The organism is Pedobacter sp. MR22-3 (assembly GCF_026240075.1).
Taxonomy (GTDB): domain Bacteria; phylum Bacteroidota; class Bacteroidia; order Sphingobacteriales; family Sphingobacteriaceae; genus Pedobacter.
The window spans coordinates 109,196-128,804 of the sequence record NZ_JAPIVF010000004.1 but is presented as its reverse complement, the minus strand read 5'-3'; the positions used below and the strand labels follow the sequence as shown (position 1 = coordinate 128,804).

Below are 19,609 nucleotides of genomic sequence, written 5' to 3'. Positions count from 1 at the left end.
GATGATTAATTAAACGGAATCTTGAAAACGTTGAATGAGTAGGGTTTCAGGTTGGTAATCAGTTTCTTATCTTTAATTTTTATCGCTGATATTTTAGGGCTAACGGCTTCAGGATCAGTGAAAGAATTGAGCTGGTTTAGATTGGTACTGGCCATTTCTTCTACGGTACCTTTATTTTTCAAATTTCTTTTTCCTTCCAGATCAAAATCTATCATCTTTGGCTGACCAGAGCTATTTGAAATTTTAATGATCAGTTCTTTTTTCTTTGAGTCTATCACAGATGAAGCGTAAAGTCCGTCCTGGCCGGTGATGTTTTTTCCATCCAGGGTAATGGCAACTACATCCGTACCTTTGTTGGTGGAAAAAAGCTTCTGCACATAATAATCCGGTGTGCCGTAAGACCTGAGATTATCCACCCAAATCATGTCAGGTGCCCATTGCCAGGCATCAATATGCGCAAAAAGTGGGGCATAAGAGGCCATCTGAACCACATCGGCATTTCTTTCCAGGCCAGTCATCAATGATGCAGATGCCAGTGCACTTTGCCAGTTATTGCGGTTGCTGCCCACATAATCCTGATTGGCGTGAACAGCGTATTCTCCTACAAAAACTTTGGTTTCGTTTCTTGGATAATTGTCATAGCGGCCTGCATTTTTCAAAAACCAATCTGCCGGGCGATAATAGTGTTCATCAATAAAATCAGCTTTGTTTTTTCTTAAGGTTGTATTGAGCAAATCAAAACGATCACCTTCAGGATCTGTTCCTGAACTGTTAATGATTTTGAAATCAGGGTATTTTGCTTTGATGGCTTTGGTGAAGATGGCTAATCGCTCCAGGTACTGTGGCCCCCAGTTTTCGTTTCCAACGCCCATCATTTTAAGGTTAAAAGGTTTCGGGTGACCCAGGTCAGCTCTTTTCTTTCCCCATTTTGTATTTACATCACCATTGGCAAATTCAATCAGGTCTAGCGCGTCCTGTACATAAGGATCCAGCTCATCCAGCGCTGCCACCTCGCCCGAATTAAACTGGCAGGCCATACCACAATTTAAAATGGGCAGGGCATCTGAGCCAATATCTTCTGCCAGCTGGAAATATTCAAAGAAACCCAAACCAAAACTCTGAAAATAGTCCGGAGCGGCACGGTTTGCAAATTCAGTGTTCCAGCGGTTGATGATCATTTTCCGGTCTTCGATGGGGCCGATGGTATTTTTCCATTGATAGCGGTTAGCAAGGTCTGTTCCTTCTACAATACAGCCTCCCGGAAAGCGGATAAATCCAGGCTTCATATCGGCCAAAAGCTGTACCATATCAGAGCGCAAACCTTGCGGACGGCTTTTCCAGGTATCATCCGGAAATAGGGAAATCATATCTAAATCGATCTTACCTTTTCCTTCAAAAGTAATAGCGAATTTTCCTTTTGGATCTGTTTGGGTGGCGGTAAAACTTGCAGCTTGTTTTTGCCATTCGGTACCACTATTTGCCGGAGTCATTTCGCCTTCGCCAATGACTTCATTATTAGCGCCTAAAAGCTGCAGGCGCAACTTTACACCAGGTGTCATTTGGCGATACATCACAGAGAAATGATACTTAAGCCCCTTCTTCACGCCTATGCCTTTAAAACCTTCATTCGTGATTCCAAAAACACCACCCTCATTGTTGATTTGAATATACCGTGGATTGGCGGAATTAACTTCTTTCCGGTTGACAACCAGAATCTCTCCTTCGTTCGCTTTTTTGCGTTGAACGGTCCAGCCCATTAGTGGTTTGGTAAATTCAAATGATCTGTTCTTAATGAGTTCGGCATAAATACCCCCATCAGCACCAAAATTGATGTCTTCGAAAAAGACACCCCACATATTAGGCTGAACTTTTGCTATAGGCTGATCAACCTTAACTTTAACCATGGTGGTGGTTTGTGCTTTTAAGGTTTGCGGAATGGTTATGATACTGAATGAAGCGGAAATGCAGGTATATAGAATGCTTTTTAATGTGGTACTTAATTTCATTGGGTTTAATATCTGGTCTGTTCTAAATGTAAAAGTAAAATATTTAGGATAATAAACGTTATGTATACGATTATTTTCTGTAATAATTGTACTGGATGATGATTCAAACAGGCATGATTTCGGGACGGGTGTTGCAGCCAAAGCTATTGTAAAGTTTTTAAACTGCAGCAATCGGCAGATGGTTTGCCTTCAGGTATCCCGGAATAAACAGGATACCCCAGGATACGAATGATGAATGAATGCTTTAAGTTTGAAAAAGAAGGTGCTCAAATGATTTGCATCAGGAATTCTATGTTATCAACATGTAAATTTGGGTATATTTTTTACTGATGTTTATATTAAAGCCTGCTGCGAAAACCGATAACCTAAATATAAGAATCATTATGCTTAATAAAACAGGTTGCTTTTTACTGGCCTTTATCTTCTTTTTTACCATGAATACGCTTGCACAACGCCAGATGGAAAATTTAGGACGTGGATTAGTTGCGGTGAGGAAAAGTGCCAATGCTGTTTTCGTCAGCTGGCGGATTTTAGGAACCGATCCGGACGACATTGCCTTTAATCTTTATGCCAAATCAGGAAATGAAACAGAGCAAAAACTAAATCCCCATCCATTAAGCCAGGGCACCAATTTTACTGATACGAATGTGAATACCGGTTCAGACCGACATTATGTTGTAAAACCGATCATTAAGGGACTTGAACAAAGCACAAGCCAGGCATTTACCCTGGCCGCTAACACACCTGTTCGGCAATATTTAACTGTCCCGTTAAAAACCCCTGCAGGTTATACGCCTAATGATGCATCTGTTGGCGACCTGGATGGTGATGGTGAATATGAAATCATCTTGCACCAAACAGGTCGTAGCCGCGACAATGCTTCGGATGGATTTACAGACCCCCCGATTTTTCAGTCCTATAAATTAGACGGTACATTTTTATGGGAAATTAACCTGGGTAAAAACATTCGCGAAGGCGTACATTATACCCAGTTTATGGTCTACGATTTAGATGGCGATGGCCTTGCAGAATTTGCCTGTAAAACTGCAGATGGAACAGTAGACGGAAAAGGAAAAGTGATTGGTAATGCCAACAAAGATTACCGCAACCCTGAGGGTAAAATACTGGAAGGTCCCGAATATTTCACCATCTTCAGCGGCAAAACAGGGGCGGCTTTGGCTACAACTCCCTACATTCCTGGCCGGGGGAATATTGGTGCCTGGGGTGGCAAAGGCGGAAATGGAAAAAATGATCACTCCGGTAACAGGGTAGACCGGTTTACGGCTTGCATTGCCTATTTAGATGGTATTCATCCCAGTGTGGTGATGGGGCGTGGTTATTATGGCAGAATAGTATTGGCAGCATGGGACTGGCGAAATGGAAAATTAAGCTCAAGGTGGGTTTTTGATACGAAAAATGGAGCAAATCCTTATTCTGGAATGGGAAATCACAACCTGACAGTTGCAGACGTAGATCATGATGGAAAAGATGAAATCGTATTCGGTGCTATGTGTGTTGATGACAATGGCAAAGGTTTATATACCACTGGTTTAAGACATGGGGATGCGATGCATGTTACTGATCTTGACCCTGAACGGCCCGGACTGGAGGTTTTTGGTGTGCATGAAATTGAAGAAGGTACAAAAGGTCCGGGGGCCGCACTTTATGATGCCCAAACTGGCGAAATTTTATGGCATGGAGCTGATGATCAGGATGTGGGCAGAGGCGTGGCCGATAACATTGACAATAGCCGTACGGGGGCACAAATGTGGTGGACGGGTTCAAACGGCTTGTTTGATATTAAGGGAAACAGGATTGGTGAGGAACCAAAATCAGCCAATTTTTTAATTTATTGGGATGCCGATCTTTCGCGCGAACTTTTAGATGGAAACCACATTGATAAGTATAACTATGGAAGGCTTTTAACTGCTGATGGTGCACTGGCCAATAACGGCACTAAGGCTACGCCGGTACTGAGTGCAGATATCCTCGGCGACTGGCGTGAGGAACTGATCCTTCGCGCTGCCGACAATCAAAGCCTTCGGATTTACACCACAATCATTCCAACTGAATACCGGAATTATACCTTAATGCATGATCCACAATACCGTTTGAGTATTGCCTGGCAAAATGTAGGCTATAACCAGCCACCACATACAGGGTTTTATTTCGGTCATGGAATGAAAAAGGCACCAAAACCTCATATCGTATTGGTAGATCCTAAAAAGTAATATGCGGTTAGCATATTTTTACTTTTAGAATGGCTTAACCTGAATAAATAAGATCAAATGAAATTAACAACCTTAAAATTACTTTTTACGGCTGCCATTCTAATGGTTTCAGCTGCTTTTATCAAACCGGTTAAGCCTAGCTTGCATATGATCGGCGATTCTACCGTTCGGAATCTGAACCTGGAAACCTGGGGTTGGGGCACACCAATCGCCGCACTTTTCGATACCACAAAAATCCATGTGGAAAATAATGCCATGGCCGGAAGAAGTACCAGGACTTATTTATCTGAAGGAAGATGGGATAAGGTTTTAGAGAGCCTGAAGCCGGGAGATTTTGTAACCATGCAATTTGGTCACAACGATGGAAGCATCCCCGATACTACAAAAGCAGGTAGAAGAGGTGTTTTAAAAGGCACAGGCGAAGAGACAAAAATATTGACCTGGCCAGATGGAAAGACAGAAACTGTGCACACCTATGGCTGGTACATCCGCAAATTTATTCGCGATACAAAAGCCAAAGGAGCAACACCCATTGTGGTTTCCATGATCCCCAGAAATGAATTTAAAAACGGAGAGGTGCTTCGTGCCGATCAGGATTTTGGGAAATGGGCCGCAACAGTGGCACAAGAGGAAAACGCTTACTTTATAGATCTGAATAAAATCGTGGCAGATCAATATGATGCCCTGGGACCGGAAAAAGTAAAATCTTTTTTTCCTGGCGACCATACCCATACCAATCTGGAAGGGGCTAAATTAAATGCGCAATCAGTAGTAAAAGGGATTAAAGCATTAAAAAAATGTACATTGAAAAATTATCTTTTATAGCAAGCAGCACGCTTATAAATCTGCACCCTTATAAAACAAAACTCTATCATCATTCCAGAAAAGAAAAATTACATCAATGAAATCAAACAAAACATCCTTATGCTTCATCTTATTGGCTGCCTGCATCATCATTTCCTCCTGTATCACTTTAAAACAACCGGAAAAGCCAACGCTATTTTTAATTGGTGATTCTACTGTGAAAAACGGAAAGGGGAAAGGAGATGGTGATTTGTGGGGCTGGGGAAGTTTTATCAGTGATTTTTTTGATACGGATAAAATTAATGTAGAAAATGATGCCCTTGGCGGAACAAGTAGCAGAACCTTCCAAACCAATGGTTTATGGGCACCTGTGCTGGCTAAAATTAAGAAAGGTGATGTTGTGATGATGCAGTTTGGGCACAATGACAGCAGTCCGCTTGACGATACGGCACGAGCCCGCGGAACCATTAAAGGGATTGGAATGGAAAGCAAAAATATCTACAATCCCATAAAGCAAAAGCAAGAAGTAGTGTATACTTATGGCTGGTACCTGCGTAAATTTATTGATGATATTAAGGCAAAAGGGGCTATCGCAATAATATGTTCTGCTATCCCAAGGAATCCGGTAAGAGATGGAAAAGTGGTATTGGTTAATGATCCATATGCCGATTGGGCACAAGAGGTAGCTCATGCAGAAAAGATCGGTTTTATTCCTTTAAATCAATTGATCAAGGATAAATATGCAAAATTATCAGCAACGCAAGTGCAAATGTTTTTCACAGAAAAAGACCATACCCATACCAATGAAGAAGGCGCAAAATTAAATGCATCCCTGGTTGCTGAAGGCGTAAGGACGCTCAAATTAAATCAGTTAAAAAGGTATTTGAAATGATTCTTTTTGTTGAGACACCAAACCTGATAGATAAAAATGAAAATCATATTAAAACTGGCAAAGTTCTGAGCTGCTTATAACCTTATTCATCGCATCGCAAATATTTTACAGAAGCCATAAACCCAATTTAAACGTTTCTAACAGGATCATTCTTCTTAAGCAGGACACTACAGGTTGCCCGGGTGTATTTTTAATCCTATAATAGTGGCTTTAACCAGATATACCGAATGCTTTTGCATTTATTTCGCTTAAAAATTATGCAAATAAAAAGATTTTTATCCTTGAAGTGGTTTATTGCAGCATTTTGCTTCATCTCTATATATTCAATAGCGGCTTCTGCACAAACCATTTCACTACAGGGAAAGTGGAGGTTTAAAACAGATGCCGGTGATGAAGGCATCCTGGCAAAATGGTATTCATCAACCTTACCGGAATCGATTAATTTGCCTGGTTCGATGGCCGAAAACCTTAAAGGAGATGATATTACTTTAAAAACAAAATGGACAGGAAGTATTTACGACAGCTCTTATTTTTTTCATCCCCGGTTGGAGAAATATCGCCAACCCGGAAACATCAAAATTCCATTTTGGCTTACACCGGCTAAGCATTATACCGGTGCTGCCTGGTACCAAAAAGATGTAGACATTCCGGCAAACTGGAAAGGTAAAAGAGTGATTTTGTCACTGGAATATCCACACTCAGAAACCCGTGTATGGCTGGATGATGTGGAAATCGGCACACAATATACTTTTGTGGTGGCGCAAAATTTTGAACTTCCGGCTCACCTTAAGCCAGGCAAACATACCCTTACACTTTTAATTGATAATCGAATCAAAGCCATTAACGTAGGGCAGGACTCGCATAGCCTCACGGATCATACACAGGGTAACTGGAATGGGGTAGTAGGCAAAATGTTTCTGCAGGCGGGCTCACCGGTTTATTTTGAGGACATGCAGGTTTATCCTGATCTGAAGAACAAGGCTGTAAAAGTTAAGATCGAGCTAAAATCTGGAAATAAGCTTGCTTCAAATGGTCAAATCACCTTATCAGCCAAAAGTTTCAACACTAAAAATATCCTCATGGTAAAGTCGGTTACGGTGCCTTATCAGCTCAAAAAAGGAACTGAGTTACTGGAAATTAACTTACCCATGGGCAATAAAATCGCAACATGGGATGAATTTGATCCTGCACTATACCGCTTGACTGCGACATTGCTCGCTGATGACGGTAAAAGAGATGAAAAACAAATTCAATTCGGGATGCGTGAATTCAAAGCTGTAGGTAGAAATTTTGAAATCAATGGTCGCCCGGTTTTTTTGCGTGGAACGGTAAACAACTGCGAATTTCCGCTCACAGGTTACCCATCCATGGATGTGGCGGCCTGGGAAAGAATTTTTAAAATTTCGAAAGCACATGGCTTAAACCATATGCGTTTTCATTCCTGGTGCCCGCCCGAAGCTGCTTTTATTGCGGCAGATTTAACAGGCTTTTATTTGCAGCCTGAAGGGCCAAGCTGGGCCAATCATGGTACCGCTATTGGTGAAGGAAAGCCTATCGATCAGTTCATTTATGATGAAACCAACCGGATGACCAAGAGCTATGGCAATTATGCTTCTTTTTGTATGATGGCTTACGGCAACGAACCTCGGGGCCGGCAGGTAGAATACTTAACTAAATTCAATAACTACTGGAAAGCGAAAGATTCACGCCGACTGTATACCGGTGCTTCGGTTGGCGGAAGCTGGCCCGTCATTCCAAACAATGAATTTATGGTTAGGGCGGGGGCAAGAGGTTTAGACTGGGCTAAAAAGCCGGAAAGCATGTCTACTTATGCCAAACAGATTGAACAATTTACCGTTCCGTTTGTGGCACATGAAATGGGACAGTACTGTGCGTTCCCGAATTTTGAAGAAATAAAAAAATATACCGGCGTTTACCGGGCGAAGAACTTTGAAATGTTTCAGGAAGATTTAGCCGATCATGATATGGCCAATCAGGCAAAGGATTTCTTAATGGCTTCGGGCAAATTGCAGGCACTGTGTTATAAAAATGAAATCGAGAAAGCGTTGAGAACCCCCAATTACAACGGCTACCAATTATTATCATTAAATGATTATCCCGGACAGGGAACGGCTTTAGTTGGAGTATTGGATGCTTTTTGGGATGAAAAGGGATACATTACGGCAAAAGCTTTTAAACGTTTTTCAAACAGTGCGGTTCCGTTACTGAAGGTTCCGCAGTTCGTTTATACCAATGCAGAAAGTTTGGATGCGGCCGTAGAAGTGGCTCATTTCGGCAAGGTACCTTTGGTAAATATAAACATTTTATGGACCATTAAAAACGACGCGGGTGCTGTTTTGGGCAAAGGGAAATTTGGCAGAAGGACATTACCCATTGGCAACTGCATTCAGGTAGGCGATATCCGTTTTCCATTAAAAGCCATTCAAAAGGCCACGCATATTAACCTGGAGGTATCTATTGAAGGTACTGAATTTGCCAACGACTGGAATTTCTGGGTTTATCCGGTCACACTTCCGCAATTGAAAACCAATGTCTATTATACAGACGAATTGGATGAAAAGGCCAGGAAAATACTGGATGAAGGCGGAAATGTATTTTTAAATGCGGCAGGCAAAGTGGTAAAAGGGAAGGAAGTGGTTCAAACTTTCCTGCCAGTTTTCTGGAATACTTCCTGGTTTAAGATGCGTCCACCGCATACTTTAGGTATTCTTTGCGATCCTAAACATCCGGCTTTTGAAAACTTCCCTACTGAAAATCACAGTGATATGCAATGGTGGGAAATTGTAAATAAGGCACAGGTGATGAACCTTGAAGATTTTCCTTCAGGATTCAGACCGATTATCCAGCCAATCGATACCTGGTTTTTAAACCGGAGGTTAGCCTTAGTAATGGAAGCGAAAGTAGGCAAGGGGAAGCTTATGGTTTCCAGTGCAAACCTATCACCTGATTTAAAAGATGTACCTGAAGCACAACAATTGTATTTTAGCTTGCAGCAATACATGATGTCAGATAAATTTAACCCAAAATATGAAGTTGCCTTTGAGAAGGTGAAAGACATTTTTGAAAGTCCATCCAAAATTCAGTTTGATACTTTTACAAAGGATAGTCCCGATGAATTAAAGCCAAAATCAAAAACAAATTAAAATAAGAAATGACATTGCAGAAAATGAATCAGCCTTAAGCCTAAAGTAAATAGGCGCGAAAGATTCCATTGCATTGAAAACACTAACCAATATATTGACATGAAGAAATTTATATGCTGCTTTGCCTTACTGATGAGCTTGTCCTGTCAGCTCATTTTTGCGCAGAAACTGCCCAAAAAGAAAGCCATTTTGAAAGCCCTGAAATCTACCAATGCTTACTTTATGCATAAGTGGCCTGATGCCGGTAAATCAATCATCACCAATAAGGAAAGACCCAGTAATCTATGGACAAGGGCGGTTTATTACGAAGGTTTAATGGCTTTGTATCAGATTTATCCTGATCAAACTTATTATGATTATGCCGTTCAATGGGGTGATAAACATCAATGGGGATTGAGGGATGGCGTTAAAACCCGCGATGCCGATAACCAGGCCTGCGGACAAACCTATATTGATCTGTACAACATCGATAAAAAACCGGAACGCATCAGAGACATTAAAGCCTCAATGGATTTGATGATTTTATCAAATAAGGTGAAAGACTGGACCTGGATTGATGCTTTGCAAATGGCCATGCCCGTGTTTGCAAAATTAGGTAAAGTTTATAATGACACGGCTTACTATGAACACATGTACAAAATGTATCTCCACAGCAAAAACGTAGAAGGTGGTGGTTTGTACCATGCAAAAGATGGACTCTGGTGGCGGGATAAGGATTTTGTCCCACCGTATAAAGAACCAAATGGGGCAAACTGCTACTGGTCGCGTGGAAACGGCTGGGTAGTGGCAGCCCTGGTTCGGGTGTTGGAAACGATGCCTAAAGATGCCATTGGCTATGCGGAATATTTAAAAACCTATCACGAAATGATTAAAGCTTTGGTGCCTTTGCAACGTGCTGATGGTTTCTGGAATGTAAGTCTGCATGATCCCAATCATTTTGGCGGAAAGGAAACATCTGGTACAGCTTTATTTACTTATGGCATGGCCTGGGGGGTAAATCAGGGTATTTTAGATCAAGACACTTATCTGCCCGTGATTACCAAAGCCTGGAATGCCATGGCGAAAGATGCCGTTCATCCAAATGGAGTTTTGGGCTATGTACAGGGAACAGGAAAAGAACCAAAAGACGGACAACCGGTAAACTTCACCCATACACCTGATTTTGAGGATTATGGTTTAGGTTGCTTCCTGTTGGCGGGCACCGAAGTTTATAAAATAAAAAAATAAAGTAAGCCTGTAAAATTCCAAAATAATTACCATGTTGAATAAATTTTTTACCCTTTTATTGATGTTTTTGTCGACTGTTGCTTTTGGACAAACCATCGGCGATTACAAAAATGCATTTAAAAGGCAGGGTAATTCGATTTCCATGAACATGACTAATGGTGTGGTTAAACTTGATTTATGTACACCAGGAATGTTCAGGATCAGAACCAGCTGGAATGGAAAGTTTGAGCCTAATGAAAACCTGATGGTCATTAAATACGTTTGGGAAAATGTGAGCATTAAAGTAGTAGAGCAGAAAGATCATTTCTTATTGACTACTGCCAAGTTGAAAATCAGGATCAATAAAAGTCCTTTTAAGATAGATGTTTCTGATTTAAAAGGAAAAATACTTATAGCTGAAAGTGGTGGTTCAATGGTTAAAAACAATACGGAGGTTGGTGTAACCAAAAAACTTCAGGCTGATGAGCATTTCTTTGGTTTTGGGGAACGCATGGATTTCATGGATCGCCGCTTCAAAAAACTGACCTTAAATGTTGGACGTGGAAAAGGTTTGCCACATGCCATCGGGGCCTATAATATTTTAGAAGCCAACTATTGCCCGATACCATTTTTGATGAGTACCAAGGGTTATGGCATTTTTATGCACAATTCTTTTGCCACCACCTGGGATATGGGCGCCACAAATAAAAATCAATATACATTTAACGCAGCTGATGGCGAACTGGATTATTACTTTATTTATGGACCAACCTTTCCGGCTATCTTAAATGCTTATACCGCCATAACCGGAAAATCACCGATGTTGCCGCAGTTTGCCTTAGGCCTGCATGCTGGTACGTATAGTGGTGGTACCTGGGGGCATGAAGAAAAAACATCCGATCAATATGTGATTGAACTGGCCAAAAAGTACAGGTTATTAGGTATTCCGGTCGATTTACTCTGGTTGGATTCTACCTGGAGGTTGTTCGGAGAAACCGGCGGTAAAGGAGCTACTTCTTTTGAGTGGAGGGAAACTTTTAAAAATCCCAAAGGAATGTTCGACAGCCTTTATGCCATGAATTATAAAATGGTAGGCTTACACCTTCGTCCGCGGTTTGATAATGCAAAAAAATTAAATTTACTTGATCAGGCCCGGGCCAAAGGTTATACCTATCCGGAGCATGGAAAGCCCGGGGAGTTTGTGAACTTCTTTGATGAAAAGGCAACGCAATGGTGGTGGGAAAACGGCGTGATGCGTGTGGCTAATTTAGGTGCAAAATTTCTTAAAACAGATGAGGGGAGTGCTTTTGGCGCTTTGGCCAATGAAAGCGAAAAGGTTGGGCCTGTAGGAAAGGATGCTGAACGCTTGCACAATGTTTTTCCGATAGCTTATGCTAAGGCACCCTTTTTGGAATTTGAGAAATTTAATGGTTTCAGGGGGCTAAACCAAACCCGCGAAGGTTATTCCGGTATCCAGCGTTACCCTTACATTTTTGCCGGCGACTGGCCAAGTGAGTGGCAGTATTTTGCGCCTGTAATTAAAGCCGGTTTAAATGTTGGTCTTTCAGGCGTAGGTTTATGGGCACATTGTATGGGTGGATTTGAGCACCAGGCCGATCCAGAGCTATATATCCGCTGGGTACAGTTTGGCATGTTTAGTCCGATTGCATTGGTTTTTGGAATGGATCATCCGGGTTATAAAGAACCCTGGAATTATGGTGAAGATGCCCTGAGGAATTTTAAAAAGTATGATCTTTTGCGTTACCGTTTATTCCCGTACTTGTACACCAGCATGCACCAGCAATACGAAACAGGTTTACCCATGATGCGGGCTTTGGTGCTGAATGACCAGGATGATGAAAATGTATATGAAATCGGCGATCAGTATATGTTGGGCGATCACCTGATGGTGGCACCGGTAACTACCAAAGGTGCCATTACCAGATCCGTATACCTGCCGGAAGGAACATGGTTTAATTATTGGACAGGAGAAAAGTATGAAGGCAAAAGCTATCATCATGTCGTGGCACCATTAGATACCATACCGCTTTTTGTGAAGGCAGGCGCTATTATTCCCATGCAGCCGGAAATGATTTATACCGGTGAAAAGCCTGTTGATGTGATGACTCTAGATGTTTTTCCTCATGGCGAATCGAACTATAAATTTTACGAGGATGATAACCTAAGCGCAAAATATAAAACCGGAAATTTTGCCCTAACCAAAATTACTTCTTCATTAACTGATAATGCTTTGGTTTTGAAAATCGCAAAGCCCTCCGGAACATTTAAATCTGCAGCACACCGTTACCTGGCCAAAATCCACTGGAATAAAAATATGGCCCCAAAGGCAGTTTCTGAAAATGCCAGGAATGTGGATGCGGTAAAAAAAGCAGGTCAGCTGGATGAAAGTGCAGGGTGGTATTATGATCAAAAAAATAAAATCCTTTGGATCAAATCAATTGGCAATAATGAAGAGGATATTGTCCTGAAGATAAATTAAGTTAAACCTTTTAGATAGAGGATTCACCCTACGGAATTTAGACAAATAGAAATGAAAATTGCATTCAAAATGAAACTAAAATCCGGTTTTGCGGATGAATATAAAAAACGCCATGATGAAATCTGGCCTGAATTGTCTGCATTATTAAAAGAAAACGGAGTAAGTGATTATTCCATCTTTTTAGATGAAGAAACCAATACCTTATTTGCAGTACAGCGGCAGAACGGAAATTCATCACAAGACCTTGGAAGCACGGCTATTGTTCAGAAATGGTGGGCTTACATGGCAGATATTATGGAAACGAATCCGGATCACTCGCCCATATCGCAGCCCTTAACCATGGTATTTCACCTCAACTAAGTCTGATAAAATGAAAAGATTCTTTACATTACTTTTGGCTGCCATTACCCTTTTAACGAATGTGAAAGCACAATTGCCTGCAAAAAAAATGGTGGGCTGGCCTAAAGTGGAAAAGCAGATGAAGCCATGGACCAGGTGGTGGTGGATGGGAAATGCCGTTGATAACCAGAATCTTGATGATGTTTTAAAAGCATATGCTGCAGCTGGTTTAGGCGGGGTAGAAATCACGCCCATTTACGGTGCCGTGGGTTTCGAAAAAAAGTACCTCCAATTTCTTTCACCCGCCTGGATAGATGCCTTGCATTACACAGTAAAACAAGCAAATCTGCTTGGAATGGGCGTAGATATGAATACCGGAACAGGATGGCCCTTTGGCGGACCCCAAATTAAACCGGAATATGCCGCAAGCAAACTGATTATTCAGGATTATAAACTGAATGCTGGTGAGCAACTGCCTGGACCCATAAAGGTAAAGGAAGAAAAGCAGGATTTTGCCCGCTTACAAGCCTTAACAGCTTATGGTCCCAATGGTGAAACAGAAAACCTGCTTCCTTTTCTTCAAAAAGATAATACTGTATCCTGGTCGCCAAAATCAGGCATGTGGAATATTGATGCTGCTTTTTCTGGAAAAACAAGGCAATTAGTCAAGCGTGCTGCTCCGGGCGGAGAGGGTTTTACACTCGATCACCTGGATCGGAAATCTGTTGATGTATATCTGAAGCGATTCACGGAAGCTTTCCATCATCAACCACAAGGCATCAGGTCTTTTTTCAATGATAGCTATGAAGTGTATGGCGCCACCTGGACCCCGGATTTTTTTAGTGAATTTAAAAAAAACAGGGGTTACGCACTTGAAAAACATCTTAAAGAGCTTGCCGGTAAGGATAGTACAGATGAAAATATCGCCCGTTTAAAATCAGATTACCGGGAAACGATGGACGAGCTGTTGCTCCATAACTTTACTAAAAACTGGACCAATTGGGCACATGGCTTAAAATCAATGACTAAAAATCAATCGCACGGTTCACCGGGTAATCTGCTTGATCTTTATGGTGCCGTGGATATTCCTGAAACGGAAACCTTTGGTTCAAGTCACTTCGATATTCCGGGTTTGCGCAGAGATGCGGCCGATATCAGAAATGTAGATCCTGACCCGGTGATGAGTAAATTTGCGGCCTCAGCAGCGCATACCAATGGCAAAACACTGGTGTCTTCTGAAACGTTTACCTGGCTGACTGAGCATTTTAAAACCTCCTATTCACAGTGTAAACCCGAGGCTGAGCAACTGTTTTTATCAGGTGTTAATCATATCTTCTACCATGGTACCACCAACTCTCCAAAAGATATACCTTGGCCGGGATGGTTGTTTTATGCCTCTGTGGAAATGAATCCCAATAATAGTTTGTGGCCGCATGCCAATGGGCTTAATCAATACATTGCCCGGTGTCAATCCATCCTGCAATCTGGAAAACCCGATAATGAATTATTAATTTACTGGCCAGTTTATGATGTATGGAATAAGGCGAAGGGTTTGGATATGCCACTGAAAGTACACGATGTAGATGAATGGTTGCATCCAACCGCTTTTTACCAACTGGCTAAAGACTTATCGAAAACTGGTTATGCATACGATTTTGCTTCTGACCGGGTGTTAATTCGAACAAAGGCCACTGGCCACTTGCTGCAAACTTCAGAAAATGCATCCCCTTATAAAGTACTCATCATTCCGGAAAGTAAACTGATGAACCTCGAAACTTTGAATCATATTATTCAATTGGCAAATAAAGGTGCAACGGTTATTTTTCAGCAATTGCCAACAGATGTTCCGGGGTTGAATGACCTGGAAAACAGAAGAGCGAAGCTGAAATTGGCATTGGCCAGCTTGAACTTTCAAGCAGATGGAAATGGCCTTTCAAGCTTTAAAACCGGAAAAGGAGAAATGATTTTAGCTCAGGATGTGAAGCGGGCACTGTTGCAATGCCACATTAACCGTGAAACACTGACAGATACAGGTTTGAAATTCATCCGGCGAAAAAATAACAGCGATACTTATTATTACCTGGTGAACCATACGGCAAAAGACATAGACACTGATTTGCGAGTTAATACAGTGGGTGAGGTGGTGATCATGGATCCGCAAAGCGGATCAATTGGTTCGGGTACCATGAAAGGCAATCAGGTTCGGGTGCAGATCAAATCGGGGCAATCGCTTTTCCTGAATATTTCAGCCAGGCATACTCAAAATTTAGCCTGGAACTATCTTGATAAAGGAGGGAAACCTATTTTGATCACCCAGCCATGGACACTGCATTTTACGACAGGTGGACCAGTACTTCCGGAAGATCAAACATTGAATAAATTAATCTCCTGGACAGATTTAAAAGACCCTGAACTTGCCGTGTTCTCCGGAACAGGTTTGTACACCAGTCATTTTAATTTATCATCGAAAACGGCTAAAGAATATGTGCTCAGCCTTGGGCAGGTAAATGAAAGTGCAAAAGTATGGATCAATGGAAAGGAAGTCGGGATATTGTGGAGCATTCCATTTGAAGCCCGTATTGGTCAGTATTTAAAAGCAGGAAATAATACCATTAAAATTGAAGTGGTAAACCTGATGGCTAACCGGATAAGGGATATGGATATCAGGAAAATTCCATGGCGCAATTATCATGAAATCAATTTCGTAAACATTGATTACAAACCTTTTGACGCTTCGAACTGGTCTGTAATGCCTTCCGGTTTAATCGGTCCGGTGATGATTACACCCTACCCATAAATTAAGGTTATTTTTAAATATGATGAAATCTTTATACATACTTGCATTGCTTACTGCTTTTTTACGTCCGGTAAAGGCGCAGCAATATAATATTTTGCATTACGGCGTAAGGTCAGATAGTACGGTCATTCAAACCCGGGCGATTCAAAAAGTAATCGACAAGGCCTTTGCAAAAGGTGGTGGGGTGATTGTTATCCCCAAAGGAACTTATTTAACCGGGGCATTGTTTTTTAAGCAAAAAACCAGTTTAGTGTTGCAGGAAGGGGCGGTGTTAAAAGGTTCGGATGAGATAAAGGATTATCCATTTATTCCTTCCCGAATGGAAGGGCAAAGTTTGGATTATTATGCAGCCCTGATCAATGCCTATGGTGTAGATGGATTTAGCATAAAAGGCCCTGGTACCATCAATGGCAATGGATTGAAGTTTTGGAAAACCTTTTGGGCACATCGTGAGGAAATGAAAAAATTGGGTAAAACGTCAAATAATCTCGAAGTCAGCCGACCAAGGTTAATCTTTATCTGGAAGAGCGATCATGTTAAAATTCAACAGGTACAGTTGCGCAATTCGGGTTTCTGGACAACCCATCTGTACCAGTGCAATGACGTATTGGTGGAAGATACCAACATTCAATCGCCTTTTAAACCCGTTCCTGCACCCAGTTCTGATGGTATAGATCTCGATGTTTGTAAGCATGTTACAATCAGGAACTGCTACATCTCCGTAAATGATGATGCCATTGTGATGAAGGGTGGAAAAGGTCCTACGGCACATCAGTTGCCACAAAATGGAATAGTAGAGGATGTGCTGATTGAAAACTGCAGGTTTGGTCCTTCACATGCCACGCTGACCATTGGGAGCGAGTGCATCCATGCCAAAAACATTACAATGAAAAATTGTGTGATGGAAAATAATTGTCCCATCTTAAAATTTAAAATGCGTGGAGATACCTTCCAGGTATTTGAAAATATCACTATCGATCACATCACAGGAACTTGTGGTTCAGTGATTGATTTAAACTCCTGGAGTCAGTTTTTTGATTTAGGAGCAACTGAAGCAAAACCCTTTGGCATCATTAAAAACATTAAAGTCTCCAATATCAAAGTGAAGAGCACAAAGTTTGGAGTAATGCAGGGTAATCCACTGGATCAGGTATCGGATTTTAGCTTCATAAATGTTGAGGTCACCACTTCAAATCCGGTGCTTAATAATAAGTATGAAGACGTGCAATTTGAAAATGTGATGGTGAATGGAAAAGCGATAGTTCATTAAATGCGAAGTCTTTAATAGTCAGAGCGTATCAAGAATGCTATCGGTTGATGTCTCACTAACCGAAAAAAAATGATTAATACATTTAAACTGGTTGGCGAGACACCAACCAGTAGATGAAAAATAGTCAGAGCGTATCAAGAATGCTATCGGTTGATGTCTCACCAACCGAAAAAAAATGATTAATACATTCAAACTGGTTGGTGAGACACCAACCAGTAGATGAAAAATAGTCATAGCGTATCAAGAATGCTATCGTTTGGTGTCTCACCAACCGAAAAAAAATGATTAACACATTTAAACTGGCGATAAGAAAACAATCATTAGATGAAGTCTGAGTATTAACCAGCATTTCAAATCAATAATACTCCCTATTAACTAAGCATAGCGTATTTGAATTACCAGCCCGGATTTTGCATGGCCTGCTTTTCCGCAGGGCTTAATGCACTTCCGTTGTTTTTAATCACATCCAGAAACGACTGCGGAACCGGCCTTAAATAATGTTTACCTTCAATCGGTTTCGCTTCACTGTTAAATGCAGCTGTTCGGGCCACCAATGTTTTGGTACGGGCCAGATCTTCCCATCGCTGAAGCTCACCCATTAATTCTCTCGATCGTTCATTTAATACGAAGGCAATAAATTTATCGCTCTGAGCAGTTGCCCCGATTTTATCAAAAAATTCTCTGTTAGAATTAAAGATATCTCCATCACTGTTTAAGTGCATGGAAGTTAAGGTACTGGCAGAAGTAACCGGAATGTTATTCGATTCAAAATAGGTGTTTTTATCCGAGTAGGATGAAAGGGCTGTAGCATTTGTAGCCGGGTTTGTTTTGTATGAAATGCCTCCGTCAACATAACTCTCCCGGTTTTCACCATCTTTATAAGCAGCGCGGTCTCTTACTTTATTTAAATAAGGAAGGGCTTGTGCATACTGGCCCAACCGTCCGTAAGCCTCGGCTGCAATGAGATAGGTTTCGGCTAAACGGGCCAGAATACCATCCCGCTGTCCAAATTGAGAAGCCACCAGATTCCTGGATCCATCCATAAATTTAGATAAAGCGACAAACTGGCTCACACCGTAGTTGCCATGTGCATTTAAATAGCTCTGTGGCTGGCCTGCAAAATACCGCACAAACATACTTGGTTTGCGTCGACCAATATCAGTTGGAAGCGGGTTATTGGCATTGGCAACAAGTGGAGTGTATCGTGTATCACCGGCATCATTCACAATATACAAAACAGCTTCTTCTCCTCCGGCAAATTTAGCCTGGCCCACCTGGGCAGGCGTAGGTGCTGTTGCAGCGGTCCATTTTGGTGCACTCGCCGGATTATTGGATACATATCTTGTTTTAAAGCTTTTCCAGAATCTGGAATCATTTACCCGGTCAAAAACATCCAAAGCATAATCTGTAGATTTTAATCGCTGAAATTCACGTCCACCAGCAAGGTCACGTACCATGCCCGGAAGTGTTTGATACACGGACGGATAATATAAATGGATCTGATTGCCATAACGGCCCTGCGTGGTAATGTTATTGGAAAATTGCGCAGCCAAAATCACTTCCCTGTTGGTTTCATTGGCTCCATCCACTGTAGTGAAGTTCCATAAATCACTGAAATTCGTGGCAAGTGTATAACTACCACTGTTGATCACCAGGTCGGCATATTTAATGGCATTTTGTAAATCGGCTGTTTTGGTGTCGCTGTTCCAGGCATTGTTAATTTCACTGGCACGGAAAAGGTATGCTTTTGCTAAAAAATGTGCGGCTGCCCCTTTTGAAATTCTGCCGGTTTCCGTAACGGTGGCAGGCAACAGATCATAGGCTTTTGTAAAATCCAGTATAATCTGGGCATAAACATCTTTTGCCGGGCTTCTGGTAAATTCTTCCTGAATAACTTCAGAAGGTTCAAGTTTTAAGGGCACTGCACCAAACTGTTTAACCAGTTTGAAATAATCAAAGGCGCGCATAAAATAGCCTTCACCCAAACGGGTATTTTTATTGGCACCTTCGTAGTAAACCGGCACATTTTTAATAACAATGTTAGCCGAGTTGATGCTGCCATACATATTATCCCAAACGGCTGCCACATCGCCGGAAAGGGAGTTTAAATTTCCATCGTAAGAGTTAAACATTTGTTCTGTGCGGTCTCCACCAACCGTAAATTCGTCTACACCATAATTGGTGGTGGTGTAAGCCCAGGTATAGTTGAAATGAAACTTTAAACTCTGGTACATTCCGATCACTAAGCCATCAAGACCCAGCGCGGTTTGAAAATCAGAGGTATTGTGTGAATTGATGACCTCTTCGTCTAAAAAGCTTTTTTTGCAGGAGGTTGGTAAAATCATTAACCCGCTTAACAGGGCCATTCCTGATAATATATTGATAATCTTTTTCATGTTA

The 19,609-nt window shown here is 41.5% G+C and carries 11 protein-coding genes; 9 read left to right on the top strand and 2 right to left on the bottom strand.

The genetic code is table 11. The features are described 5' to 3' along the window. Positions 1 to 5: 5 nt before the first annotated feature. Positions 6 to 2,006 (bottom strand): alpha-L-arabinofuranosidase C-terminal domain-containing protein, encoded by a 2,001-nt coding sequence (locus OQ267_RS10415; protein WP_265835832.1) that lies wholly within the window; start codon positions 2,004 to 2,006, stop codon positions 6 to 8. 383 nt (positions 2,007 to 2,389) lie between these two features. Between OQ267_RS10415 and OQ267_RS10410 the strand changes: the two genes are divergently transcribed. The 9 genes from OQ267_RS10410 (at position 2,390) to OQ267_RS10370 (ending at position 17,209) form a co-directional block, all read left to right on the top strand. Then, complete coding sequence (locus OQ267_RS10410; RefSeq protein WP_322974862.1) at positions 2,390 to 4,237, top strand: rhamnogalacturonan lyase; 1,848 nt, start codon at positions 2,390 to 2,392, stop codon at positions 4,235 to 4,237. Between the two features lie 57 nt (positions 4,238 to 4,294). Next, entirely contained in the window at positions 4,295 to 5,062 is a 768-nt protein-coding gene (locus OQ267_RS10405) for a rhamnogalacturonan acetylesterase (protein WP_265835831.1), read from the top strand. A gap of 76 nt (positions 5,063 to 5,138) precedes the next feature. Beyond that, positions 5,139 to 5,933, top strand: coding sequence for a rhamnogalacturonan acetylesterase (locus OQ267_RS10400; protein ID WP_265835830.1), 795 nt, complete (start codon positions 5,139 to 5,141; stop codon positions 5,931 to 5,933). Positions 5,934 to 6,190: 257 nt separating this feature from the next. Beyond that, entirely contained in the window at positions 6,191 to 9,097 is a 2,907-nt protein-coding gene (locus OQ267_RS10395; protein ID WP_265835829.1) for a sugar-binding domain-containing protein, read from the top strand. Positions 9,098 to 9,196: 99 nt separating this feature from the next. Next, positions 9,197 to 10,324 carry a glycoside hydrolase family 88 protein gene (locus OQ267_RS10390; RefSeq protein WP_265835828.1) on the top strand — a complete coding sequence of 376 codons (1,128 nt, stop codon included), beginning with the start codon at positions 9,197 to 9,199 and terminating at the stop codon, positions 10,322 to 10,324. A 31-nt stretch (positions 10,325 to 10,355) separates the two neighbouring features. Further along, a complete protein-coding gene (locus OQ267_RS10385) occupies positions 10,356 to 12,803 on the top strand; it encodes a glycoside hydrolase family 31 protein (RefSeq protein ID WP_265835827.1) in 2,448 nt (815 codons plus the stop codon). A gap of 51 nt (positions 12,804 to 12,854) precedes the next feature. Next, positions 12,855 to 13,163 (top strand): L-rhamnose mutarotase, encoded by a 309-nt coding sequence (gene rhaM / locus OQ267_RS10380; protein ID WP_265835826.1) that lies wholly within the window; start codon positions 12,855 to 12,857, stop codon positions 13,161 to 13,163. A 10-nt stretch (positions 13,164 to 13,173) separates the two neighbouring features. Continuing rightward, on the top strand, positions 13,174 to 15,939 hold the full coding sequence (locus tag OQ267_RS10375; protein ID WP_265835825.1) for a glycosyl hydrolase: 2,766 nt from the start codon (positions 13,174 to 13,176) through the stop codon (positions 15,937 to 15,939). 19 nt (positions 15,940 to 15,958) lie between these two features. Then, a complete protein-coding gene (locus OQ267_RS10370; RefSeq protein ID WP_265835824.1) occupies positions 15,959 to 17,209 on the top strand; it encodes a glycoside hydrolase family 28 protein in 1,251 nt (416 codons plus the stop codon). A 395-nt stretch (positions 17,210 to 17,604) separates the two neighbouring features. Here OQ267_RS10370 and OQ267_RS10365 read toward each other — a convergent pair whose 3' ends face one another. Continuing rightward, on the bottom strand, positions 17,605 to 19,605 hold the full coding sequence (locus OQ267_RS10365) for a RagB/SusD family nutrient uptake outer membrane protein (RefSeq protein WP_265835823.1): 2,001 nt from the start codon (positions 19,603 to 19,605) through the stop codon (positions 17,605 to 17,607). Between the last annotated feature and the right edge of the window lie 4 nt (positions 19,606 to 19,609).

What these genes read in the sequence shown, in the direction of transcription:
- OQ267_RS10405 (WP_265835831.1), top strand. Translation starts at nt 4,295, where the DNA reads ATGAAATTAACAACCTTAAAATTACTTTTTACGGCTGCCATTCTAATG.
- OQ267_RS10375 (WP_265835825.1), top strand. Translation starts at nt 13,174, where the DNA reads ATGAAAAGATTCTTTACATTACTTTTGGCTGCCATTACCCTTTTAACG.
- OQ267_RS10395 (WP_265835829.1), top strand. Translation starts at nt 6,191, where the DNA reads ATGCAAATAAAAAGATTTTTATCCTTGAAGTGGTTTATTGCAGCATTT.
- OQ267_RS10410 (WP_322974862.1), top strand. Translation starts at nt 2,390, where the DNA reads ATGCTTAATAAAACAGGTTGCTTTTTACTGGCCTTTATCTTCTTTTTT.
- OQ267_RS10385 (WP_265835827.1), top strand. Translation starts at nt 10,356, where the DNA reads ATGTTGAATAAATTTTTTACCCTTTTATTGATGTTTTTGTCGACTGTT.
- OQ267_RS10400 (WP_265835830.1), top strand. Translation starts at nt 5,139, where the DNA reads ATGAAATCAAACAAAACATCCTTATGCTTCATCTTATTGGCTGCCTGC.
- OQ267_RS10390 (WP_265835828.1), top strand. Translation starts at nt 9,197, where the DNA reads ATGAAGAAATTTATATGCTGCTTTGCCTTACTGATGAGCTTGTCCTGT.
- rhaM (WP_265835826.1), top strand. Translation starts at nt 12,855, where the DNA reads ATGAAAATTGCATTCAAAATGAAACTAAAATCCGGTTTTGCGGATGAA.
- OQ267_RS10415 (WP_265835832.1), bottom strand. Translation starts at nt 2,006, where the DNA reads ATGAAATTAAGTACCACATTAAAAAGCATTCTATATACCTGCATTTCC.
- OQ267_RS10370 (WP_265835824.1), top strand. Translation starts at nt 15,959, where the DNA reads ATGATGAAATCTTTATACATACTTGCATTGCTTACTGCTTTTTTACGT.
- OQ267_RS10365 (WP_265835823.1), bottom strand. Translation starts at nt 19,605, where the DNA reads ATGAAAAAGATTATCAATATATTATCAGGAATGGCCCTGTTAAGCGGG.